This is a genomic window from Phormidesmis priestleyi ULC007, assembly GCF_003003695.1.
Taxonomy (GTDB): Bacteria; Cyanobacteriota; Cyanobacteriia; order Leptolyngbyales; family Leptolyngbyaceae; genus Phormidesmis_A; species Phormidesmis_A priestleyi_A.
Genome location: NZ_PVWG01000004.1, coordinates 194,282 through 218,343 on the forward strand (window position 1 = coordinate 194,282; position 24,062 = coordinate 218,343).

14 protein-coding genes are annotated in these 24,062 nt (G+C 50.6%); 5 read left to right on the forward strand and 9 right to left on the reverse strand.

Annotated features, from left to right (window positions below):
• Positions 1–48 precede the first annotated feature (48 nt).
• From C7B65_RS06095 to C7B65_RS06115, 5 genes are all read left to right on the forward strand, one after another.
• A complete protein-coding gene (locus tag C7B65_RS06095; RefSeq protein WP_106253948.1) occupies positions 49–4,968 on the forward strand; it encodes a hypothetical protein in 4,920 nt (1,639 codons plus the stop codon).
• Positions 4,969–5,036: 68 nt separating this feature from the next.
• Positions 5,037–5,945 (forward strand): hypothetical protein, encoded by a 909-nt coding sequence (locus C7B65_RS06100; protein ID WP_073070687.1) that lies wholly within the window; start codon positions 5,037–5,039, stop codon positions 5,943–5,945.
• A 324-nt stretch (positions 5,946–6,269) separates the two neighbouring features.
• The gene (locus tag C7B65_RS27680) at positions 6,270–10,487 is read left to right on the forward strand and encodes a choice-of-anchor R domain-containing protein (RefSeq protein WP_181314345.1); all 4,218 of its coding nucleotides are present in this window, start codon (positions 6,270–6,272) and stop codon (positions 10,485–10,487) included.
• An 80-nt stretch (positions 10,488–10,567) separates the two neighbouring features.
• Entirely contained in the window at positions 10,568–12,250 is a 1,683-nt protein-coding gene (locus tag C7B65_RS06110; protein WP_073074213.1) for a hypothetical protein, read from the forward strand.
• 566 nt (positions 12,251–12,816) lie between these two features.
• Positions 12,817–13,938, forward strand: coding sequence for a THUMP domain-containing class I SAM-dependent RNA methyltransferase (locus tag C7B65_RS06115; protein WP_073074212.1), 1,122 nt, complete (start codon positions 12,817–12,819; stop codon positions 13,936–13,938).
• 117 nt (positions 13,939–14,055) lie between these two features.
• Here the strand turns inward: C7B65_RS06115 and C7B65_RS27685 are convergent, their stop codons facing one another.
• From C7B65_RS27685 to C7B65_RS06155, 9 genes are all read right to left on the reverse strand, one after another.
• The gene (locus C7B65_RS27685; protein WP_181314346.1) at positions 14,056–14,229 is read right to left on the reverse strand and encodes a hypothetical protein; all 174 of its coding nucleotides are present in this window, start codon (positions 14,227–14,229) and stop codon (positions 14,056–14,058) included.
• Between the two features lie 69 nt (positions 14,230–14,298).
• Positions 14,299–14,526 carry a hypothetical protein gene (locus C7B65_RS06120; RefSeq protein WP_143162087.1) on the reverse strand — a complete coding sequence of 76 codons (228 nt, stop codon included), beginning with the start codon at positions 14,524–14,526 and terminating at the stop codon, positions 14,299–14,301.
• Positions 14,527–14,581: 55 nt separating this feature from the next.
• Complete coding sequence (locus C7B65_RS06125; protein ID WP_073074210.1) at positions 14,582–17,503, reverse strand: hypothetical protein; 2,922 nt, start codon at positions 17,501–17,503, stop codon at positions 14,582–14,584.
• 105 nt (positions 17,504–17,608) lie between these two features.
• Positions 17,609–19,516 carry a pentapeptide repeat-containing protein gene (locus tag C7B65_RS06130; RefSeq protein ID WP_181314347.1) on the reverse strand — a complete coding sequence of 636 codons (1,908 nt, stop codon included), beginning with the start codon at positions 19,514–19,516 and terminating at the stop codon, positions 17,609–17,611.
• Entirely contained in the window at positions 19,416–19,994 is a 579-nt protein-coding gene (locus C7B65_RS06135; RefSeq protein ID WP_073074208.1) for a hypothetical protein, read from the reverse strand. Before C7B65_RS06135 ends, C7B65_RS06130 begins: the two co-directional genes overlap by 101 nt.
• A 67-nt stretch (positions 19,995–20,061) precedes the next feature.
• A complete protein-coding gene (locus C7B65_RS06140) occupies positions 20,062–20,295 on the reverse strand; it encodes a hypothetical protein (protein ID WP_073074207.1) in 234 nt (77 codons plus the stop codon).
• 211 nt (positions 20,296–20,506) lie between these two features.
• Entirely contained in the window at positions 20,507–21,301 is a 795-nt protein-coding gene (locus tag C7B65_RS06145; protein ID WP_073074206.1) for a C39 family peptidase, read from the reverse strand.
• 197 nt (positions 21,302–21,498) lie between these two features.
• Positions 21,499–22,770 (reverse strand): hypothetical protein, encoded by a 1,272-nt coding sequence (locus tag C7B65_RS06150; protein ID WP_073074205.1) that lies wholly within the window; start codon positions 22,768–22,770, stop codon positions 21,499–21,501.
• Positions 22,770–24,005 (reverse strand): hypothetical protein, encoded by a 1,236-nt coding sequence (locus tag C7B65_RS06155; RefSeq protein ID WP_106253949.1) that lies wholly within the window; start codon positions 24,003–24,005, stop codon positions 22,770–22,772. Before C7B65_RS06155 ends, C7B65_RS06150 begins: the two co-directional genes overlap by 1 nt.
• Positions 24,006–24,062: the final 57 nt, after the last annotated feature.

A 24,062-nucleotide genomic window follows, 5' to 3' on the forward strand; every position in this document is an offset into this window, starting at 1 on the left:
TTTGCAAACCGCGACTTGACTCCGCTGGCTCAATCCCAAATGACAAATATGGCGACTAAAACCGATCGGATTCTCAGCTACCTCCCTAGCACCTTCCGGGTTACCCCTCGACCGGATGTGCTCTATGCCCTCATTGATGCATTTGGCAGGGATTTGCTGTTAGCGGAAAATAGTTTAGCAGCGGTCATGGCAGCGCATTGGGTGGATTATGCCGATCGCAATGCCGCCAACATTACAGACTTGGCAAAAATTGCGGCGCTATATGGGCTGGCTCCCCGTCGAGAAGCAGATTTGACAGGACTGGCACCGAGTGCGGACGCGGGTGACGTACTGGAGACGGTGGAGGAGTTTCGGGAGCATCTGAAGCGGTATATTCGCACGTTTTTAGAAGGCACGGTGACGGTGCAGGGAATTTTGCGCGTCACGGCAGAAGCGCTAGCATTGCAGATTGCGGATGATTATCAAGACCTGGATTGCTGGTGGCAGCGGAGATCGGAGACGTTAACCACGATCGTGCCGCGTTTGGAGGATGCAGCATTTGCTGTGTTTGGGATGAAGGCAGGGCAAGTTGCAGGACGATCGGCGCATCCAGCACAGGTGAAAGGGTCTATGGATCTCAGCAACGGGGTAGATTTGCGCGGCGCAAATTTGCTGCGGTTAAAAATTGGTGACGAGAATCCGATCGAGATTGATTTAACAACGGGAGCGAATGCGGCAAATGTCTCGCTGAACACAATCGTGGCAACGTTGAATCAACCCTTAATCGGACAAGCGATCGCACGTGCAGAAAATGGGTTGTTAGCTATCACTTCCTTAACTTCTGGCGCTTCTAGTCGCATTGAGATTCACGATGGTTTGAGTGATGCCGCTGAACGAGTATTCGGATTAGTACCTTGGGTCTATCGTGGCAGTGAGTCTCAATCGGCTCAAGTGATCGGCACTGTTGCGCTGAGTGATTCATTGGATCTACGACAACATCGCTATTTGCGTTTAGTCGTCGATCGCACTCGTGTAGCTGAAATTGATTGTGCAGGTGCAAATCCCGCTCAAACTACGCCGCAGCAAGTTTGTGATGCGATCAATCAAGCGCTACAAATCGCCAATTTTGCGACGCTGCAAGCAGGGCATTATCTCAAATTCACCTCCCCGATCACAGGATTTAACAGCAGCATTGCGTTTCAGACTCCTGCGGCTCAAGATGCAACGGCTTTCTTATTTGGGGAGGTGCAGAGTTTTTATATCGGACAAGATCCTCAACCTGCAAAGTTTAAAAGTCAACGGGACTTGAGCCAGGGAATTGATCTACGCGATCGTGCCACCCTGCGCTTCCAAGTTGATAGTAACGCGACGATCACGGTCAATTGTGCGGGCAACGATCCGCGTAACACTCAGATTACCGAAATCGTGACGGCGATCAATCAGGCAGCCCAAGCAGAGATCGCCACTCAAGACGGACAATTCATCACCCTTGCCTCACGAGACACGGGCAGCAGTGCGCGGCTCATTCTAGACACTGCCCCAACCCATGATGCACTAGAGACAATTTTGGGGGCGCGTCCGCGTGTTTTTGAGGGCAGAGATGCCACAGCCGCAGCGATCGTCAGTGTTCCAAACCTGACTCAAGAATTAAATCCTCAGCCGGACAAGTTTTTGCAGTTAACAGCGATTCAGATTGCGGTGGATGGCGGTTCCCCGGTAGAGATTCCCTTGCGGATTAATTTACGATCGCCCGGCGAGAATGTTTCAACTGCTCAACGTCGCCATGTACACGAAATTGCCAATGCCATTAATCACGCCTTCCCGAATCTGGCGATCGCAGATCAACAGCGCTTGATTCTGCGATCGTCCACATTTGGAGATGCCAGTCGATTAGAAGTTCTGCCGCTAGAAATTCAGCAAACGCAACGATTTATGACTCGTGCAAAAATCACGGATGAAGCGGCTCTAAAAATCTTTGGGTTTCTGGAGCAGGAAGCTCAAGGAGATTCTGGAACGAATGCTCAGATAATCGGTGCAGTAGACTTAAGCCGCAGCGTAGATCTACAGACGCAGCCATACTTACGGATTAGAATTGATAATCATCCACCAATCGATATTAACTGCGCGGGTCAACGTCCGCGAGTTACAGCGATTGATGAAGTGGTGAAGGCGATTAACACTCGTCTGGGCAGATCAATTGCCAGTCATGATGGACAGCATTTAATCCTTTCATCGCCCACAGCCAGTCAGGAAAGCCGGATTGCCGTGACTGAGCCGCAGGCTGGCGATGCGATCGCGCCGCTAGGTTTACAACCCGGCACCTTCAAAGGACAAGATGCCACAAAAGTCAGCTTTGTTGGCTTAGTCGATCTGCATCAAGGCATCACCTTACCGCCCCATGCTGCAATTAAACTGGGTATTGATGGAGCAGACCCGATCGAGATTTCCTTCACAGATGCAGAACCAAATTTCCAACGTCTTGATCAACTATTGCTCAAGATTAATACGACGCTGAATCAGGTGATTGCCAAAACCGATGGACAGCACATCAGCCTGACCTCGCCATCAACGGGCACGAATGGCAAAATTCAGTTTGCAGTGCCGACTACTGGAGCAAATGTGACAGCCGCGCTATTGGGGATTACACCGCCCCGACTCTATGAAGGCAGTAATGCGATCGCAGCACAGATTACAGGAACCATCCGCTTGGATACCGTTGATTTACGCATTGCACGATTTCTGCGGATCAAAATTGGCAATGCTGCGGTGAAAGAGATTGATTGTGCTGCTGGAGTGCCGATCGAACGGCTCAATGCCGTGACATTAAATGAAATCATTAATGCCATTAACACGGCAGTTCCCGGACTGGCAACTGCTTCTCCAGAAGGCCCACATTTAGTCTTACGATCGCCCCAACCCAATCAAGAACTTGTTCTCGAACCCTACACGTCTGGCGATGCCCGCAAGCGCTTGTTAGGCGAAGTTCCGACGGAGGTAACAGGCACCAATCCCACTCCTGCAACGATCACAGGCACAATCGATCTCTCTCGACCTGCCAATCTTAGCCGCCGCAGTTTGTTGCGATTGGCAGTGAATGGCGATCGATCTGTTGACATTGATGTAGGTGGATTCGATCCCGGTTCAACATTCTCGGATGAGATCATTGCAGCGATCAATGCGGTGTTTCCCGGTCTAGCCACCTTGAACTCGGACGATCGCTTACAACTTATTGCCCCCAACCAAGGCAGCGAAAGTCAGCTTTCTCTATTGCCCCTGCGCTATTTAGATCTGATCGAATATGCGCCCAAGCCGATGCACATTTTGCCGCGATCGGTGCGACATGGCGACCACTGGGCGATCAACAATCCGGGTGTGGTGGAGAGTTCGAGTGAGATTACGATTCATGCGCCCTTTGGTGTAGAGGGGCCAATGCTCGTCAATACTGCACTGGGTTGGCGGGTGCGCGTCTTTACCCTGCTCGATCGCGGGGAATCTGTCACCCTCCAAACCGATGCCAAACTCGGCTTGCAAGCGATGGTGACTGCTGCCAATGGGGTGACTCGTAAGGTGCCGAGCGATCGGATTTTGGTCGGCCCTCTGGGCGGTCAAGTGTGGGTGCCTTTTGCCGGAGCCGCCCCGCTAAACCAGGACACCGAGCATCAACTCACCCTCGATTTGAATAACCCACAGGCGGCTGAGATTGTTCACTTGCGGGCCCGACAAGCCGATCAAGATTACGGCGAAATTACAGTAAAAGTTGTGGAGAGTGCGCCGACCATTGTCACCCCTGCTAACGTGATTGCGAATGGGAGTGAAGTCACCCTGGTGGGACGAGTGCGAATGCAAACTAACACCGTTCAGTTAGTCGATGCCACCGAAGATCCGATCGCTCAACTCAAACCCAGTGCAGGCATCACGCTCTCCGCCTATCAGGATCGCGTGGTGACACTGAGTGGAATTTTGTACGCCGATCGCATTCTCCTCGTGCAGCAGATTGACTCGCTGTTTGATGTCACGGTGCAGCCGACTCATGGCAAAGCCGAACCCTATTCACGAGTGACGATCGGAGGCGCAACAACAAACGATTCTTTGGTTTACCAGATTTGCGTTCGTTCTCGTTTAGTCGTCGCCACTGCCTTAAACAAAGGTCAGGTGTTGACCTTGCCACAGGGTAAATCGAACTGGATTTACCTCGACTGTTACAGTAGCCGCTTCGATCAAGCTTACTTTGATGAAGGACACTTTGCAGGCGGCGTTTGCTATGAGCGAGGTATTTTTGATGTCAGTCGCTTCGAGAACGAGGAGGAACCCCCACAACTCGCCGCAGTCTTCGCTGCTGCCACGATCGTCGATCCGCCTGTCGAAATCACCTTCGCGTGGCAAACCTACCAACCTGGCAGCTTCCAAGTCAACTTGCCTGCCGATTTGCCCACGCCTTTCGGGGCAAGATTTAATCAAGCCCGATTCAGTCAGGAAAAAGGCAAACCCGACCTGTATCCAGAAGCGGTCTTAGAGAACACTGGCGATCCAACTTTCGACCAGGCTCATTCTCTAGTCAATTTACTCGAACGCTCCAATCTCGTCAAAGCAGAAGAAGTCGATCGCATTCCTCTGGGCTGGAAACCTATCACGCTGCCCTTCCGTAAGCCCCAGCGCCTGACGTTAGGCACTGCCAGCAAGCCCGCCCAAATTTACCTCATTGAAAAGGCGTTGGCAGACCAGGGCGTGAACCGATTTATCAAAGTGCAAGCCCGCGAACCGGGAACCTGGGGCAATGACCTCAAAGTTTCCGCTCGTCCAGCAGGTGCGGCGATGTATGAAGTGACGATCGCCTACACCGCCAGTCGGTTTGAGAATGCGCGACGGGTGGCGCTGGGCAACCCGCTCTCGGTGCTAACCCAAGAGATTCTACACCCTCAACCGATCGGCGTTTTGCAGGCGAAAGCCGCAGGCGTTGAGGTTGATGTCACCCGCGAGACGTGTCAATAACGGCGAACAGCGTTCGTCTACATCGCTTCTGTTCAATCCACAAACTAACATTCTGTAAGGAGAAAGCTATGCCATTTAATTTTGACCCGTTTGATTTTTTCAAAGCTGGAGAACTGATTGTTGCTGAAAGGCTCAACAACGTTCAGATCGAAATCAAAAAATACGTCAATGTTGAAGTCGGTAACGTCAAAAAAGCTCTGGACGATTACAAAGCTAAACCGATCGATGCCAATAAATTTGGCGGCAAAACCCCAGAAGAATGGACGAAGCTGAATGACGAGCGCTATGTGCAACGCTCAGAACTCAAAGGAGGCTGGGGCGAATATCGTCGCTACTTCAAACAGCTAAATCGTCCAACGACCGACCCTGATCCCGCCTTAGTCGAACACAATCTGCGGCGCTATCCTGTGGTCAGCCTGTTTGAATTGATGCAGTTGATCACCACCGATGAAGATGCCAAAAGACTGCTCTCGGATGACACCAGCAAAGATGCCCGCTTTGTGGTCTATTACGCAGGACGGCGTGACCCGATCGCCGAAAAGTTCATGACCCGCAGTGCCGATGCCACCTTCTGGGGAGACACGATCGAACTGATTCTAGAGCAATTTGGCTTAACCCCGACTTCGACGCAAATGTTTGACGATGTGCTGAACGATCTGTGGGGCAAAATGTTCGATCCGGGACTCGATCAAGACAACTTCCGTCGCGATGCTTACGGACATTCCCGCTACATCCAAACAGAGTTGTTGGGCAGAGGACGCACCGTCCAAGAGCTGAAAGCTGGCGGAGTCTGGGAAGATCTGCGTGTGGCAATTCGTCCACAAATGATTCCCACCAGCATTGACTTTAGCAGTAGCGCTGTCGATGCTAATGGCGTTCGCGTTACTAATCGCGTTGATGTCTTCCACCTGAGTCAAAACGTGGTGGATGTGAAAGCAGTCAAGCCGATCGACTTAATGGTATTGCTGCGAACCTAAAAAGGGATGAAATGGCTGTAGGGGTAGCGCCCCCGTGACTACTCCTGAACCTATCTACTACTGTATACACAAATTGCTTTGAGTTCGGATTGCTGGGGGTTTGCCCCCTAAATCCCCCATTCTGGGGGACTTTAACCCAAAACTTTCAGTCTCAAAGTCCCCCAATTTTGGGGGATTTAGGGGGCAGAAGCCGATCACAACGCAGCGAGAGGACTTAGGTATACACGTTAGCCTGATATATAAAGGGCAACCACAGGGGGATTGCCCCTACCTCAATCCTCTATTCAGCAATGCCCCTTCTATCTAACTTGGGACGCGAGAACAATGAGATTAGATGAGCAGTATTGGGGAAGCGACGATCGCTTCGAGGGCGATCGCACCCTCTGGTTGCGGAGTTTGCCTGCCAATGCCCAGGTGACACGGGCAGTGGTGACGCTGACCCCTGCTACACCAACGGGTGGCACACTGTTTGAGGAAATCATTCAGTTTGGCAGCGCGTTGGGAAACTCAAGTCAGGGGGATTTTGGCACCACCAAAGTCCGTGAAATGAGTTTGCCGGATGCGGTCAATCGCTTCATTGAGGTGGATTTTCATGCTCGTCGAACGGTGGTGCGGCTGCAAGGGAATGATCTCACGAACGTCAAGCTCCAAATCGATCTCGGTGGCACCTATGTAGATCTAAATGGGCGGGGAAGTATCAAAACACCCAGTGATGGGACAGATGATTTCCTCAAGTTCACCCAGCAGAATAATGACCCGGTTCCCTTGCCAGGACTGACGCTGAATAAATTTAAGTTGCGCGATTTTGCCAATACTGCAACAGATCTCACCGCCGTAACTATTCGGACGGTGCCCACAAATGTGAGTGTGCGGTTGGGACAAATGCCCGCTTTTTGGACGCGCATCGGGGAATTGAGCCTCGCTGCTACTGCTCCCGATTTTACGCCGATTCTGAATGCGTTTCTCGCAACTGCAACACCAGAAAATGGCTTTTATGCAATTCCAGTGATTATTCATTCAGACACACTGGCGCGATTGCATGTGCGATTGCAAATTGAATATTTCGTTACGCAATCTGGATTGCCAGCACAGTTATCAGAAGCAACGCTAGGATATAACTTTAGTACACTCCCGATCGGGAACACGCTCCTCACCCAAGTTGCCTTACCCGAAGGCGCAATTCCAGTACCCGGACAAACAACGGCTCAGGTGCGCGGCGAGTTTAAGCCCAGTCGTGTGGCTTTGGGTGAAGTCGGCGAAGTTGCCAAACTGCTGCCCGTCCTGGTTTCGCCCCAGCGCTCTCTTGCCCAACCGATGCAATCGAACACAGAAGAAATTGCCGTCACCGGAATTGATCTCCTGTTCGACAAAACGCAACCCGATTTAACAGGACTGAACCTGAGCATTCAGGCCGATGCCGATGGCAAACCCTCTGGCGAAGTTTTAGCCAGTGCCGAAGTCACGGTGGGAAAACCCTTACCGCCTGATGAATCGAGTTGGGGCAGCGCCACGTTACCGACTCCGTTCCGCGTCTTGAAGGGCACTCGTTACTGGCTGGTGCTGCAAAGTCAAATCGGGCAGGCTTACTGGCAGGCGCAAACCGATGCTCAGATGCTAGTAGGATTGCAATGCCGTAGCAGTGAGGGCTTATCTTGGCGGCAGGCAACTCCTGATCTGGCGGCGATCGCCAACAAGCTCAATGTCACTCCGTTACCGACGGCGAGTTTCTCAACGCAAGCTGCTAAAGAAGTCGGCACCCCGGCTCCTTTAACGGCTCTATTTCGATTGCGGAACCAGCCCGATCGCTTCACAGTGCCGCTGCATCTGCAAATAGGACGCGGCAAAGCGGCGATGAAACTGCGGCTGAATGAATTCGATCCGTTGGGCCGGGTAGAATTTCAGTTTGACTTCAGTCAGAAACTCGTCGAATATTTGCAAAAAGCCATCAACGTCACGGTTTGTGGCACAGAAAATCTGTTGGTGAATGGCGATTTTCGCAATCCGCTGGTCGATGACGCGACGCTGAAACTGTTTAAACTATTGGATCAGGATCAACGGCAGGCAAGTCGGCGCGGTTACTACGAGGGAGGCAGTTTTGAAGGAAACGCTCTCCAGCAAGACATTGATTTGCAAGTTGAACGGTTTATTGTCTTAGAAGTGGGCAGACATCGTTCGATCGAGGGTTCAAACGCGATTGCCAGTTCCATTCCACAATCTGATTGGGAAAGCATTCATCGTCCGATTCGGATTGATTGTGCGGGGAAAGTTTCTGGTCGCACTACGGCAGCAGAAATTGTCGAGGCGATTAATCTGGCGATCGGCAGCCCTTCTGTCGCGTTCCTTTCCCCAAACAATTCTGCCAACGCCCCCAAACAATGGGGACTGGCTGCTCCAGAAGGCACCTTGCTGCGGCTATATCTCTGGTGCAGTACGCAAGTGCCGATCGGTTGGCAAGGCACACCCGGACGGATTCTGCGCTTGCGAGTTCCTGGGGTTGATCGCATTGCGACGTTGCTCATCGATCCAGATTTACTCCGAACAGAACAGGTAGAGTTAACCTGCCTCCCACCGATTCCGATCAACCCCAGGGCGGTGATTCCAGATGAATTCAGTCTGTCTCAGCGAGTGGCTTGCCGTGCGGGATGTTCCTATTTGTTTCAATTCATCTACTGGATTTTCACCAGTCGGCAGGCGATTATTTCTCCGGCTGCGTGGCAAGTGATTTGGCGAGATGCAACCGGAACGATCCTTCGCACCGATACCGGAGAACTGGAGCCAGTTTTGCCGACCGAAGCCACGTCACCGCCTCAGACTTTGGCACGGGTGACGGCTCAAGCCACGAATTTTTCTGAATTGTTCGAGGTTAGAGTGACTGCACCCCCGCAGGCAACAGAGGTTGAAGTGCGGTTTGTTCAGCCTACCCCCGGAGGACTTTGGCTAGAAGCAGTGGCACTCATTCCGACGATCGAGACGCTGGGCAATCCCACGTTTGCACTGCGATCGGGGGACAAACTCCTGCACTGGCAGCGCTTGAGTGGGGCGGCCACGCTGCCGCAAGATGTGCCGCTGGCAGAGGTTCAGAAGTTTCCCGATCGCGCGATCGTGTTGAGTGGCGGCGATCGAGAAAACACCATTCTGACGCAAGTCGCTGAGGTCGTCGCAGGCGCACAATATCAACTGCAAGTCAAAGCTCGGACTCAGGCAACGGCAACGCCCCGTGATCCGCAAAATCAGCCTTTGCAAAACCGGGCGCGGCTGGAGCTTCGCTGGTTAGGGCAACAGGGAGTTCTCGGTGCAGCGATCGTGTTGCCTTTAGATGGGCCCGATTTTCCAGGACACGCCTGGACAGGTGCCGCTCCCGCCGCCGCTATTCAAGTTGAGATTGGGTTAATTCAACCCAGAGGACAGGGCGATTTGCGGGTGCAGTCGGTTTCGTTCTTGCGGATGGATGGACTTTCAGTGCCACTGATTTTCTTGAGCGAAGCACCCGGAGAGTTGACGGTTTCCAGTTTGCGAGTCGTGTATGATTTGCCGCCGCCGCCGACCGTTTTGGAGCCACCTGTGAAGTCGGTCGATCGCCTGACCCCCAGCCCCACACCGACCCCGACCCCGACCCCTAGTCCAACACCCACACCCACACCGACCCCTAGTCCGACACCGACCCCTAGTCCAACACCCACACCTAGTCCGACACCCACACCTAGTCCAACCCCTAGTCCAACCCCTAGTCCAACACCCACACCTAGTCCAACACCCACACCTAGTCCGACACCCACACCTAGTCCAACACCCACACCTAGTCCAACACCCACATCTAGTCCAACACCCACACCTAGTCCAACACCCACACCTAGTCCAACACCCACACCTAGTCCGACACCCACACCTAGTCCGACACCTACCCCTAGTCCAACACCGACCCCTAGTCCAACACCAATACCTAGTCCCACACCAATACCTAGTCCCACACCAATACCTAGTCCAACACCCACACCAACGCCTAGCCCGACTCCAGCACCCAGTCCGATACCCGCACCAACGCCTAGTCCTAGTCCTGGACTGCTCTCGATCGCTGCGTTTGGAATCTCGCCCACTTCTAAAGCATCCACCACCTTTTCAATGTCCCCGCCAGGAGTCATGAACTCTCAGCCTGTTGTCCCTTTTTCCACTCCCTCTATAAAAGAGATTAGTCAGACAAACTCAACTATCAGTCAGGCAGAAGTGCGGTCTCCATTAGAGCGATTGAGGGAAGCGATCAATCGCCTTGATGCAGAATCTTCTGAGCCATCAGGAACTTCCGAGGCAAGTCCGCCCCCTCGATCTTCACCACCTAATTTTTCTCAATCATCTATTGCTGGATTCCCTAAAATTGGCGACTCTGCATCAGATCACCCACCGCTCTTTAAAGCAGTAGGTCAAGCTCCACTCTCATCAGAAAGGAAGCAGGATTCACCCACGAGGTCACAGCCTGACCCACCATCTGGACTTTCCAAAATTTTGAGAAATATATTTGGACTTGACAAGTTCAAGGGGCAAAGATGATTCAGTTCTAAGGGTGTTGCTGAAAGAGTAAGGATGTTAAGTATTTTGCAGGACAAACTTAAGTTAAAGGTTTAGTAGCGATGAATTTACCATTCGTTCTGGATATCGCGATCGGGTTGGCGTTTGTTTACCTAATTCTCAGCCTGTTAGTATCTGAAATTCAGGAGTTGCTATCGACTCTGCTGCAATGGCGGGCGGCTCATTTAAAGAAGTCAATTGAGACTCTTTTAACGGGCGGAGAAGGAACCGCTAACGATAAGAGTGTCAAGACAATCGTTGAGTCGCTTTACAGTAACCCGCTGATTAAAAATATTAGTCATGAATCTAAGGAGGGCATTGAGTCATGGCTACGGCAGATTACTCGCTTTGTAATCACGCTCGGCAGAAAAGATAAGCTAACGCTGAAGGGCGATGAGCCTTCTTATATGCCTTCGGAAACCTTTGCAACGACGCTGCTAGAAAAGCTTAGCCTCTCGCAGTTGACAAAGAAGATGACGGCGCTCAATTTGAAGCTGATGGTTAAAGAGGAGATTCTGGACAAACTGGATAGCTACCTTAACCAACAGGATCTTCAAATTAAAGATGAAACTCGCCAAAATTTGACGGCTGATTTGATTGGTTTGCGGCTAAAGTTAGAGGCTATTTGCACAGACTTTAGCACTGAAAAAGCGACCCTGCTAACTTGTGTCAATCGACTTAGAGACGAACTTAATTCATTTATTGAAACGACTAAACTGCTTGCGCCTACAAACGCTCTAAAGGCTCAGGATGATACTTCAACTGAACAGCAAGGTGATCCTGAGATTGTCAAGTTTGTTAGTCAGATAAAATCTCTGAAAAACGGGATTTTTTATCAGGGGAACCCCGATTCCAATAACACCAGCTACAGCAACACTGACGAACTTATTCGCCGTTTACAGCCCAGTCTCGCCCAAACTTTGGATTTAGGAATTGGAGAAGTCAGGAATGAGCAGCAACAAGTCATTAGAGTGAGCGATACTTATCAACTGCTTCAGAATCGGTTTGGCAATCTTGACCCAAATGACAAGATTTACAAAGCCTATGACGAGATTAGAAAAGACGTTGAGGCGATCGGGCAAACGTTACCCCCTTCGGTGCGAGAAAGCCTTGCGGCTCTGTCACGACGCGCGCAGATTAACGTGAAACGGGCGCAGGTACAGTATGTAGAAGATGAACTTTACCAGTTTAAAGGTGAAATTCAAATCTGGTTCGATCGCTCTATGGATCGAGCCTCTGGCGTTTACAAACGCAATGCCAAAGGGGTGACGTTTCTGATTGGCTTTTTAATTGCTCTGGTCGTCAATGCAGACACCTTTCATATGGTGAGTCGGCTCACGACAGACCCTACCCTACGGGATGCCCTAGCTAAAAAGGCTGAGGTAGCGACAAACATCGAATGCCTGCCGCCTAGTCCAAGCGATACAACTACTGGCAAGCAACTGAAGTGTCTTCGGGATCAGGTCAATCGATCTATTCCCCTACCGATCGGACGAGACTCAGCTAACCTGGAGCAACAGACAGAAGAAAGCAGTCAATGGTTTTTTCCTCCACTCAGGATGATTTTGGGCTGGCTTCTCAGCGGGTTGGCGATCTCGATGGGTGCCCCGTTCTGGTTTGAATTACTGGGTAAATTTATTAATGTCCGCAATTCAGGCAGTAAACCGACCTCGACAGCTAATCAAACCACCGCAAATCGAAGCACGGCTGACCAAGCCACGGTAAACCAGGAAACCTCTAAATAAGCATTGGTATAGCCTTGATCAATGATGTGTCGTTCCGGCCGCAGTCCTTGCCTCGAAAAAGTTGCAAGCAAGATGTTCCTACTATAGAAAGCATCCTTCAAGACTGTTGGTAACGATCGCTCAAAAGAAGGCTATAAACAAACGGCGATCGGGCTAATCCCTGAAGATTGGGAAAGCCTTCGTGGAGGGGTTCTCACTTTATAGAGGGTTTGACCTTCCAAGTAGGTTGCGAAAACTGGGTAACATTTCTATAGTTTCATCACCTGGCGTAATTGATAAACATGATCAGGCATCAGTTCTTAGACCTAGTGTTGTAACAGGAAGGGACAGCACTATAGGAGAAGGATTTTTCATTTTTAAGGGAAACTGAGGTGGAACCCAAAAACTGGACAGGAGAATAAGCTCTAAAACCCCGATCCATGATAGGAATGGTTATGAGCAAAAACAAGCGCAAACAGTATAGTTCTCAATTCAAAGCAAAAATTGCGATTTATTTTAAGACGCTGCAAATACCATGAACCTTGAATCGAATTTTTATCATTAGCGGCATAGGACATACAGCTTATATGAATCAGTGCTTTGCAACGGTTGCGCGGGGATTAGAAGCGCTGGCAACTCAAGAGCTGGAGCAACTGGGTGCAAGTTCCGTTAAGTCAGGTTTTTGTGGCGTTGCTTTTGAGGGCGATCGCGCCCTACTCTACCGCGCTAACCTTTGGGCAAGACTGCCGTTCCACATCCTGGTGAAACTGCACGAATTTCCTTGCCGTGATGCAGAAGATCTCTATCGCGGCATTCAAACGATCGATTGGTCGCAATATCTCACGCCTGACCAAACGCTGGCGGTGAATGCCACTGGCAAACATGAGCAGCTCAACCACAGCCACTTCACAGCACTTCAGGTCAAGAATGCGATCGTTGACCAGCAGCAAGCAGCATTTGGAGATCGCTCAAACGTAGAAACGCAAGCGCCAGATGTGCGAATTAACGTTTATGTCGATCGCGATCATTGCACGGTTAGCCTCGACAGTTCTGGAGACAGCCTTCACCGCCGCGGCTACCGCCCTGCTGTGGGAGCCGCGCCCTTAAAAGAATCTCTGGCGGCAGCGCTGATTCAGCTATCGGGCTGGCAGCCAGAGCAGATGTTTTACGACCCGCTCTGTGGTTCTGGCACGCTGCCTCTAGAAGCCAGTCTCAAGGCGCTTAACATTGCGCCCGGTTTGTTCCGACGCTTTGGGTTTGAAACCTGGCTCGACTTTGACCCAGATCTTCTAGAGCAGTTGATTCAAGAAGCAGAATCTAGCCAGCGAGATCTCTTGCCCGCACCGATTTGGGGCAGCGATCGCAGCGAGGAAGTAATTCAGCAGGCGATCGCCAATGCCCAGCGTTGTGGTGTATTAGACCACATCTGGTTTTCCCCGATCGAGCTGTCTGACGTAGTGGCACCCGCAGACAGCGGCGTGCTGTTTTGCAATCCGCCCTACGGCGAACGGCTAGAGCGAGACAGCGATCTAGGCGCGTTTTACAAACTGCTGGGCGACGTTCTGAAGCAGCGCTTCAAAGGCTGGACAGCTTTTGTGCTAAGTGGCAATAAGGAACTCTCACAGTCGATCGGACTCAAATCATCCCAGCGAGTTGCGGTCTATAATGGAACGCTGCCCTGTCAGTTGATGAAATATGAGCTGTACTAGAAAAGGGGTTGCCGATTTCATCACTTTGTTTAACGCGATGTAGTTAAGGCGTTTGTTTGGGGCGCGAGCGCAGTTCCATAATCGGCAATTGGGCAAACTTCGTTAAGCCAAAGGTGTTTAGCAAGGTTGTCCAGTCCTGTTGACGCTGACGATTGGCGCAACCCGATCCAATTTGCCGCCGACCGCTCGGAAGTTCAGCATTGCCTGATAGCTAGCGAGTTGGTCATCACGATCGCGGTAGCCGCTGCCATCGCCTGTCAGTTGACGAATCGGAGTTTGACCCAACTGCAACGATCGGCTGATTTCTCCCTGATCGTCTATCGGTGACGTAAACGGTTTTCCGTAAGTTTCATCGGGAGCCTACATCAGCAGATGACGGCGGAGAAATTTATCGCCATCGTCTTGAGTATTGGCAAACCCAATCTGGCTTATTTTCACTTCCGGCGGCGGTTTCACTTCCGCTGCAATTTTGGCAATGTCGGGAGCGATCGCAGGGGGAATGGGCAACTGCTCGATCGAAAACCAGGTATCAAACAGTGCAGTGTGAGTTTTGGCAACATTAGGATCGATCGCTTTCACAGTATTCATGGCGTTCACAATTGTGGTTGACTTATCACAAAAATTCGGCACCAGGCTGGACATTTCAGCGCCTGGGAGAGCGAGGTTTTGGTGCTCGTCCTGAGGTGGTGGGTGGGCACGGGTTTGCCGCAGGATAGCACCCATACAGGTTGGTGGTTTGTGGCTTCGTCGGTGCCGAGGTGTTTATTGCAATCACATACACACTTGCGGATGATCCCAAGTTTAGCCTGCAAGACGTTTGGGATGGGTCACAGGACTGCGGTGTCCAGGCAGACCCATCCTTGACATAAAGGGTATATTGCAGGGTTTGGTTGGGTCCAACCACAGCCGCGGGCCAGCTCACCTGCACAATCTGACCATTCTGCTGTTGAAAGGTAATTGCAGCGTTAGGTGTCCAACTCACCAAGGTGGGGTCTATCGGGGTTGGCGGCGCAGCGGGCAAGTTGACATTCACCCGTGGCATATCTTTCGGATCAAGCCCCATATAAACGATATCGCGTGACATCGCATCGGCAGACCACACGGCGGATAGGGTGATGTTGTTGCAAAAGCCAGCGATCCTCTGGTTTGAAGAGTTGTTCTGGCAATTTTTCAGATCACTTGCCGTCAGATTGCTGACGGTTAGAGGCGAACCGCTGAACGTTCCGCCGATCGGGAGACTCATCACCGACACCTGGGTACCCGTGTAAGTGTCGGTGACCTGCTTGGATGCTGGAGTCAGGCTAAAGGTCATGGTTTCGTTATACGTGTCTGTCAGAGTGATCTCGCAAGGCTGATTGAGCTTGACGGGGAGCCTCTGCGATCCCGGTTGATTAATCGTAATGGGTTTTGGGAAGCCGCATACGGATGCCTTTACCCAGTTGCCTTTGGCAGGCACATCGGCGTTCTGCTGGATGATGTAGCCATACAGGATTGCCTGACCCTCAGACCAGTTTGAAGCAGCATCGAAGTCCAGCAGGTCGATAGCCGGGGGGGGGTTCTGGCTGTTTCCATCCCAGGCAGCAGTGGGGAAAATACTCTGAACTGGCGGATTCGCTGTTGAATTGCCAAACAGATAATCGATCAGAGTCTGGTAGTACTTAGTATTCCCGCGTGCCTCTTCCTGCTGTGCCTGATACTGCAACTGCGCCAGGGTCACGAGGGGGGTTGTGAGCGTCCAGTTGGTGCTGGTAGCATGACCCAACACGGATATAGTCTGGTTTTGCTTGATCAGGAACGGGCGGTTATCGTTTTGCGCGGCGATCGCCTGCAGTTGTGCCTGAACATTCGCCAGATTCACCCCAGATGCGATCGCAATCAAACTAAATTGGTCTCGGTTATACCCCCAGTTCATCTGGTATTGCTGGTAGGGGTCGTAGGGCTGTTGATTATCCAGGGCACTGGTTCCCCCCGCATCCACAAGGATGCCCAGGGAAGCATCGCGGAAGTTGCCGTACTTGTCATCAATCGAAAACGAGTAGGCAACCGCACCGACTCCGTCCTTTGTGCTGTGAATCAGGCGAGTATAGGGGTCGAGGTTGAATTGGCTGTTATAGGGGGCGGCAAAAGTCAAAAATGGATCGTATTGATACTGCTGGTTATTGGGGTCAATACCATCCGCAGCGTTATAAGCTACGCCCCGCAACAAAGCCTGGACTTGCCCAGGCAACTCGCCCCCCAGCACGGTTGAGTTATACCCAATGATATGCTGGATAATGCAGGCATTGGTTTGATTTTGGTCGGGCTTTGCATCGGACAACCCGCAATCTTTATAAAATTGCGCCTGGTTTGACTGAAATCCATCTGTCTGGTCAGTTAAGAAATGATTCCAGACGGTCTGAGCAGTGGTCTGAAATTGAGCACAGAAATTCTGTTTGTTGAACGTGGAAGTGATGCCATCGGGCCAGATCAATTGGTCAAAATTTGCCCCCGTGCAAGGATCTCCGTTCTTCGGCTGCATCCACCCCATCCATCGATCGAGATAGGGCTGCACTTGGGCGTTCTGGTTGAGAACTCCACTGATCAAATAGTTCGATGTGCTGTCCTTTATTTCGTAAACCGAAGAGGTCGCTTTAGAAAGCGTATTCTGGATACTGTTGTAGCCCGCTGGCAGATGCGGTGCGGGAGTATTGGTTCCTCCACCCAGATCCGGCGGCAATTGTTTCGTGTCGATCGCGTTTCTAATAACGTTGGGAACCGGCTGATTTTGGCTCAGGTATGCCGAGTAATTGGGCCAGGGAACCTGGGTGAAAAAACTGCTGATCCGCTGCTGGAATGTGGGGAAATCCATCGCCCCACCCATGTAGCCAGTTGCACCATTGTTGACGACCGAGGCAGCGATCGGCAGATATAGATCATCCACATGGGATACATCGATATCTGCCATGGCAATGCCCGAATCGGGATCGCCGTTGGTGGATGCATTATCGGAGTCAAAGGTGTATTCTGCCAACTGAGCGGGTACATCGGCAGCAAAGGAATTATCGGCAACGCCGGTTGTGCAGTTACCGCTCGCTCCCGGCTTGTTTCTGGGGCCTTCATAGCAGGGCACAGCAACACTGGGATGCGTGGGGTCTTTATAGTTGGTTGTCTGGGAAGAATTGTTTGAATCTACCTCAACCATGTTTCCTTCAAAGGTGGTGAGATTAACGGGGAAAATGTAAATCCGCCCGGATCGATACCAGCATCGAATCATTGGATCGGCAGGACTGCTGGGATTGTTCGATTCTTGTGGAATCAAAACCGTCAGGGTTTCGTTCGGCTGCAAGCCATCGTGACCCGCTCCATTGACGACAATCCTTCGCACACGGGTAACCCCTGCGCCATCACAGATATCTGCGGGCACCTGAATCACTGGAAAGATCGGGAAGTCGAAGTCGTTGTGAAAGGTGATGTAGCGCTGATAGTCTGGGGCTGCTGGGCGTGCCGCGATCGCAGTTGGCTTCACTAATAAGATAAGAACAATAACTGATAACGCCAGACTCAAAAAAGTGACTAGTTTTTTCATCTCTGTAATCCTGAATAAACCTCTTGAAAATTAATGAAAACAATGAATAGAATCTCTGGTATTGAACAACACGGAACCATATTCTCCGTATTTCTGACAGCGAGATCATGGGTCATGATTGGCTGCATCCAGATAGGAAGGTGTTACGGGGTGAGGGCAAGTCATCATTTGTTCCCAAGTGTAGAACCCAGGGTCGAATTCACTGTTAGGTTGTCCATTGGGGCAGATAGTTTGTGAATTGATGGCAGTTTGAATTGCTAGAGTAGATCCGAAGGCAATATCAGATGGATAGGTCGGGAAGTTTTTCAACCACAACAGAGTTGTTCCATAGACATGCAAACAGCCATCTGCTTCGGAGACGATCGCAATCCTTTCGTAAATGACGGGTTGGGGCACGGGTGCATCAGGACTATTGCTAATATTCCAGGCAGTAATGGGGGCAATCACAGCCTGGGCACTGAGGGAACAATTGTTTGATTTGAACCAGTTGATTAAGAGATCGTTAGGATTGGGATTATTCAGGAAGGGCTTGTATTTGGTAGAGAGGAAAAATAAAGGCTTAGTAGGATTCAGGAAATCATAGACATTCAGGTTGACATCAATGAAAAAGGTTTTGATGGACGGGGTTGTATCCATGGAATTATCAATTAACCAACCGGACAACGGGCTTAGGCTCGCCTGTTTGCCTAAAGGATACCCCTGGCTGGTAAAAGGGGTGATGGCAGCGAGATCGCCGTTGTTCAAATCACTGGTATAGCTGCTATCCATCACAAATAGGGGCACACCAAACGGCAAGGAGATCGCGGCTTGATATAAATTGCCATTGATCAGGGTGGCATCGGTAAAATCGGCTCCCTGAAGTTGGGCGTTGGTGAAGCCAGGGTTCGTGAGTTGTACGCCCCTGAACCGGGTTTGAATCAGCACGGCACTGGAGAAAATTGTGCCCGCCACGATCGCTTGGGTAAAGTCGGCTTCCAGGAAAAAACTGCCTGCGAGGTTTGTGGATTCTAAATCCGTATGATTGGCAATAGCATTATGCCACAGACTATTGGACAGATCCACCGAAGAGAAATTAGCCCCTGAACTGGTACTGCTGTTTAAGGAAGCTCCGGCAAAGCTGGCCGCCACTGCTCCACCATAACGGTAGACGAGGAGTTGAGAGCTATCTGCACTCAGCAGCAGATTGTAGGCGATCGTTCCGGTAGTGATGAGCCAGCTTTGCCCTGAAACCAGCACCGTAACAATACTGTTTAAGACATCAATTCCATTGCGATTAAAGGCATTAATAATATCCTGGGGAACGGCTTTACCATCACTTTGATTGAGTTCGGTAATGTAATTCGACAGGTTTGTAGTAAGGACAAACAGCAAGGCTTTTGCGCCAAATTGACTATTGCTGAGATTGGCCTGATTCAGAATTGCACCACAAAAGTTGGACCCATGAGCCTTGACTTGTTGCAGGGATGACCCGGTAAAATTGGCTCTGGCTGCGATCGCCCCAGTCAGGTCAGCAGCATCCAGCATCAGGTAACTGAGCGTTGCCCCGCTGAAATTGGCATTGTTGGTGAAATTGGCTGAATTGCAGGGGATCAAATTTCCCGATGTTCCCACCAGTTTTGTCCCCCGCCCATCACACCCACTGAAATTGATAGTCTGGGCACTTTTAGGTTGTCCCCATTGAACAGTCGTCAATACCGTATTGGAACCCGAAAAGTTTGCCTGATCTAAGGTCGCCCCATCAAAGCTGGTTTGATCCAGGTTGGCTCCAACGAAAACGGCTTGGGTCAGAATGGCACCCTCAAAAATAGTCCCCGTCAGATTCGCCTCGGTAAAATTGGCTCCAGTAAAATCCACTCCTGAGACATCCTGACCACTCAGGTCTACATAGCTAAAATCCATCCCCTTGCCATTTTTAGACTGAGTAATCGTTGTCAGGGGAGGGATAAACTGGGTAGGAGCAAAGGTGCTGCAAGTATCCGCCGTGAGCAGATAAGCCGGAACCGTCTGCCCCACGGGTGCATAGCCAACCGGATAAAGCTGTGGAGGAGATTGACCGCCATCCCATCAGCATGTCTAAACTCAAAGCCGTCGCTGTATGCTCGTCCAGCCCATAGTATTTCAGTATTGCAGGAAAGTAACTAGACCGTTTCAGTAACACCTTCTGAAAGTGCTGAAGCTGATAACCCTCCGGAATATAGATGCTCATCTGAATCAAATCGGGAACAGGGATTGTCGGATCTTTCTGAGGGCGAAGTATCCGTATCCAACTGATCCGATCCGACGGAAACAGGTCTTCCGGGACATGGACAAAATGGGTGAAGCAGCGAGTGCAAGTTTCCAGGGGTAAGGCAGCCAGGGCAGAATTTTGCTGTCTCGCCGCCGCCATTGTGGTAGCATCATGCGCCTGCATCTCCAACTTGTGCGATCGAAACTTAACCAAAATCCCACAGGTCTCTTCAACGTGACTTAAATCAATATGAAATGCTTTCATGGTGTTTTCTCGCAGTAAGAAGTCCGTGACAATATCTGAACCAGGAAAAGTGCTTGGCTTCCAGACCCTAAATGGTTTGATCCGGTGAATCCTCAGTCGCATCTGCGATCGCCTGAGTCTGAATTTGAGAGAGGGCTAATTCCAGGGCATTGATTAATTCCTCCGAACTGGTGAAACCAATTCGTTGACCCGTGGCAGGAACATCCAGCGTGAAACGGTAGACGTTCATGTTTGCATGAAAACTTTGCTCTTCCCAACAGCGAATCACGTAGATCCGGTAGGGGGCTATATTTTTTGCCATAGGTCAACCCTCCTGCTGATTGGAAGTATTCGATGCAACTTAATCGGTTATAGAAGGCGATCGCCAAGAGATCGCGAATGAGATAGTAGGTTTAGAGAACGTCATAATCTGTTGCAGAGTTGTCAGCCCAGATCTCACTCCTCAGCGATCGCCCGTTGGAAGTCTTCTGTTTCCTGAGTACTGACAATTCTTCCATACGACCTTTAAAGTGCTACACGCCTTTTGTGATGTGATGTGCCCAAAGCTGATTGTCACTGGAAACCGTCTGATACATCAGATCCCAGGAATAGTGTAGATTTTCTCCACCTTTGCTTTCGTCATAGCCATTTGGAGTCCAAACCCCGTTCGGATCGTTTACCCAAACGCCCGTTTCGTCATACCCGCGCAATAAAATAACATGTCCTGATTGAGTTAACTGGGTATGCACCACTACGGGCAATCCACTTGCAATCCAGGTTTTAATCAGATCCCAATTGCTGGTGTAACTAAAGTCATCTTTACAGCCATAGGCTTCAACCACTTTGGCTAAATCGAGTGGAGAATGACGGTCTAAACCATGCTCGTCGCAATACGCATCGAGTTCATCGGGGTAGCGCATTTGGGTATGCTGTTGAGGAACGCCTAGATACGCTAAATCCATCGCGATCGCCGTAACATTGCACGATCCCCCCGGTGCTTCCTGATTGTCATTTTGGTCGTAGTAATCATAGTGAGGCACGGGCAAGTCAACAGATGTTGGGACTAGGCTCAAAGGCTTCCCATCTTGTAGGATTTCAACATGGGGTCTAAACACATACCAGGTGTTATGTCCCTGATAGGCGAGTTGTTTTCCTTGAGCGTCATCACCGAGGGAAACTTTGATGTAGTTGCCCATGATTTCATAACTGGAGATGGGTAATATTGTCCCAGTCGAAACGGCTTGCTTTTGGTCATCTGGTAATGTTGTACTTTGAGCTGTACTCAGTTTGAGCCAAGTGTCGCGATCGACTTTGAGAGTGTATGACATGATAAAAACCTGCAATAAAGAACCACTGAGCGTATATCACTCAATAAAATCTGAGCTACTCAGTGAAAGATATTTCTACAAGCTAGGAATAATGTGAGTGATGCAAGTTACCCTGACTCAACTGATGCAACCTTAAATTTAGTTATAGAGAGTTACCGCCAAGAAATCGCCAGAAGATCGCCAGAATCACAGTACCTCTAGTTTTCCTCCAGCACGATCGCGTATTCGTAGTTGTAGCCCATTGTGCCATCGGTGGGTGAGGACGATTCTCCCTTTAACTGATTAGTCGCAACGCGCAGGGTAAAGTTGCCAGACGTGGCGCAGAAGGTCAATGTGGCTGGTGAATCTTTATGAGATGCCCAATAACTTGGACAATCGTCTTGAGTATTAAAGCTGCCATACAGCTTATTTTCCCCGGTATTGGGAATGTTGACAACCACGTTAAAGCCAGGGCATGTTTCATTTGGGGCAGCTTTCAAGACAAAGCCGAGATCTGCCGTCAGATCGGTGTTGAAGTAGGCTAGATCGATGTAGTGGATAGGAGTCGAGCCAATCATCCAGGCGGGAACCCAAGCGGGTGAAATGCCCGGAATTGTCTTAACATCATTCGGAATCAGAGGACCGATCGCGGAGGTACAGCTTTTTTCGATAAAACACAGGCTGAAATCGATCTCCTGTGAGGTCGCGTTGAAAAAGCGCACGTAAGACATCATCCGTTTCTCCAATAGGAGCATGATTAGCCCATACGCGAAGGTGCCTAACGTGAATACCACACCAGCGACTCCAAGAACGAACTCGATGTTCGCTGAAATGGTGAGCGTTTCGGAGATCACGATCTCTTCGCCGTCAGTTCCTGCTGATTCACCGGCTTTCTGTGCTTCTGAAGCGAGTTTTGCGTCGAGGGCAACCGCATCTAGCTCTCCTACCTCGATCAGAGACTCAACCATCAGAGAAACAAACTCCTTAGTCTTGCCCACCAGTGTCTCGATCACGTTCTCTTTGGCTTGTTCCAGCTCAATTTCTGCAATACCTACACCTGCGTACTCGATCGTATTAGCCATCACTTGAATAGTTCTTTCCTGGTCAGTGCCTGTGCCCGTTGTCAGCGTGACATAGGTAGCCCCAACGTCCTCAAACGTTTCGAGATCGGCGGTGCCCTTTTGCAGAATACTGATGCCATCTTCGGAGAAATATGCGCCAACCATCAGATAAGTATTGCCGATCTCCACATACAAGACAGGCAGATTAGATGGATCAGTTCCGTTTAACCAAACGCTCTCGCCACCCGTTGCGATCGCGGCATACAAATTTTGCAGCGCCGACAGATCTGATGCAAATAGTTGATGTACACTGTCTCCTCCCTGAGTTGTGATTGTGTCTAAGAGGTTCTTAAATGAGTTGTTGTCATTCTTAACCGCTTGATCATGCACGTCGAAGCCAAAATTAAACTGGTGTTCTGTGTCAGACATCAGGATGCTCCTTTTTCAATAACAATGAGATATTCGTAGAAGTAACCCGTTTCACCGGTAATCGGAGAGGGTGATTCGCCCCGTAGCTGATTGGTGGCGATCGATAATTGGTATCCGCTGTTCGATACACCCATGGTGAGTTGATCGTACTGACCGTGATCAATGTTTTCATACAGTTGATCCCAGTCTTCAGTATTCTTGAGGTCAACATATAAGGAGTTGTTGCCAACTGCCGGAATATCAATTACAGCCGTCATGCCAGGGAAATCTCCTGATCCATCGCCGTGAATAACGACTCCTAAACCGTTAACACTGGAATCATTCTGAAACTGGTAGTCTGCGCGGTAGATCACCGAGTCCAACGGCTTCACCCCAGGGGGCGCAGGTGCAATTCCGATTGGGGGCATACTCCCCGATTGGGGAACTTCTTTCGCCACCAAGTCATACTCATAGCACAGCGCTAGATTTAAGGTTTGATCGGTGTAGTTGAAGATTTTGACCAGGCAGATCATCGTCTTCGCCAGGAAGAACAAGATGATCGCGATGATGGCGGCGATCGCGGCGACTGCAATTCCCACGATCGCTAATGGGCTGAAGGTGAGTGAAAGGGCGACTTCATCCGCGACCACTTCCCCATCAATTGCGGCATCTTCTGCGGCTTCAGTTGCAGCTTCCTCACTGACCGTTGCCGAGTCGGTCGCACCTTCGGCAATAGCACTATAAGCGCGGGTCAGGTAGGATTGCAGAAAAGTCTTGAACGCTCCCAAGATTGCCAGGAGAGCTGGTGCGATCGCGACACTGGCGATCGCCGGACCCAGCTTTTCCACCCAGTTGACGATGACACTGATGGGTCCTTGGTCGGTAACGAGATAGGTGGTCGCAATGCCCGCTTGTTTGTAGTCCGGTGTATCTTGCCCCAGGATGCTATTGTCCGCTAGAACCTGCACTACCAGGGTGCCTTTGCTGCCTTTCACATAGTGAACAGGGGCGTTGGGATCGAGAAAGTCGTACCCTAGACTACTCGGCTGGGAAGCTTGTTGCCATGCACTATCACCGTTGTTCGCGATCTGTTGAGCGATGTCGTGCAGAGCAGCCATATCTCCTGAAAAGAAATCGTAAGTCGGATTTCCCCCCTTTAAGGCAGCGTGTAAATTCTGCACTAAGGTTGGACGGTCAGGTGCGCCGTTCAGCGTATGGGAAGCTCGAAATTGTACCTGCGGTAAAGGATTAGCCATAACTCTCTGGGATAAAGTTGGGGTCATGGGTAGAAGCCGATCGCAAGCTGCCACTCA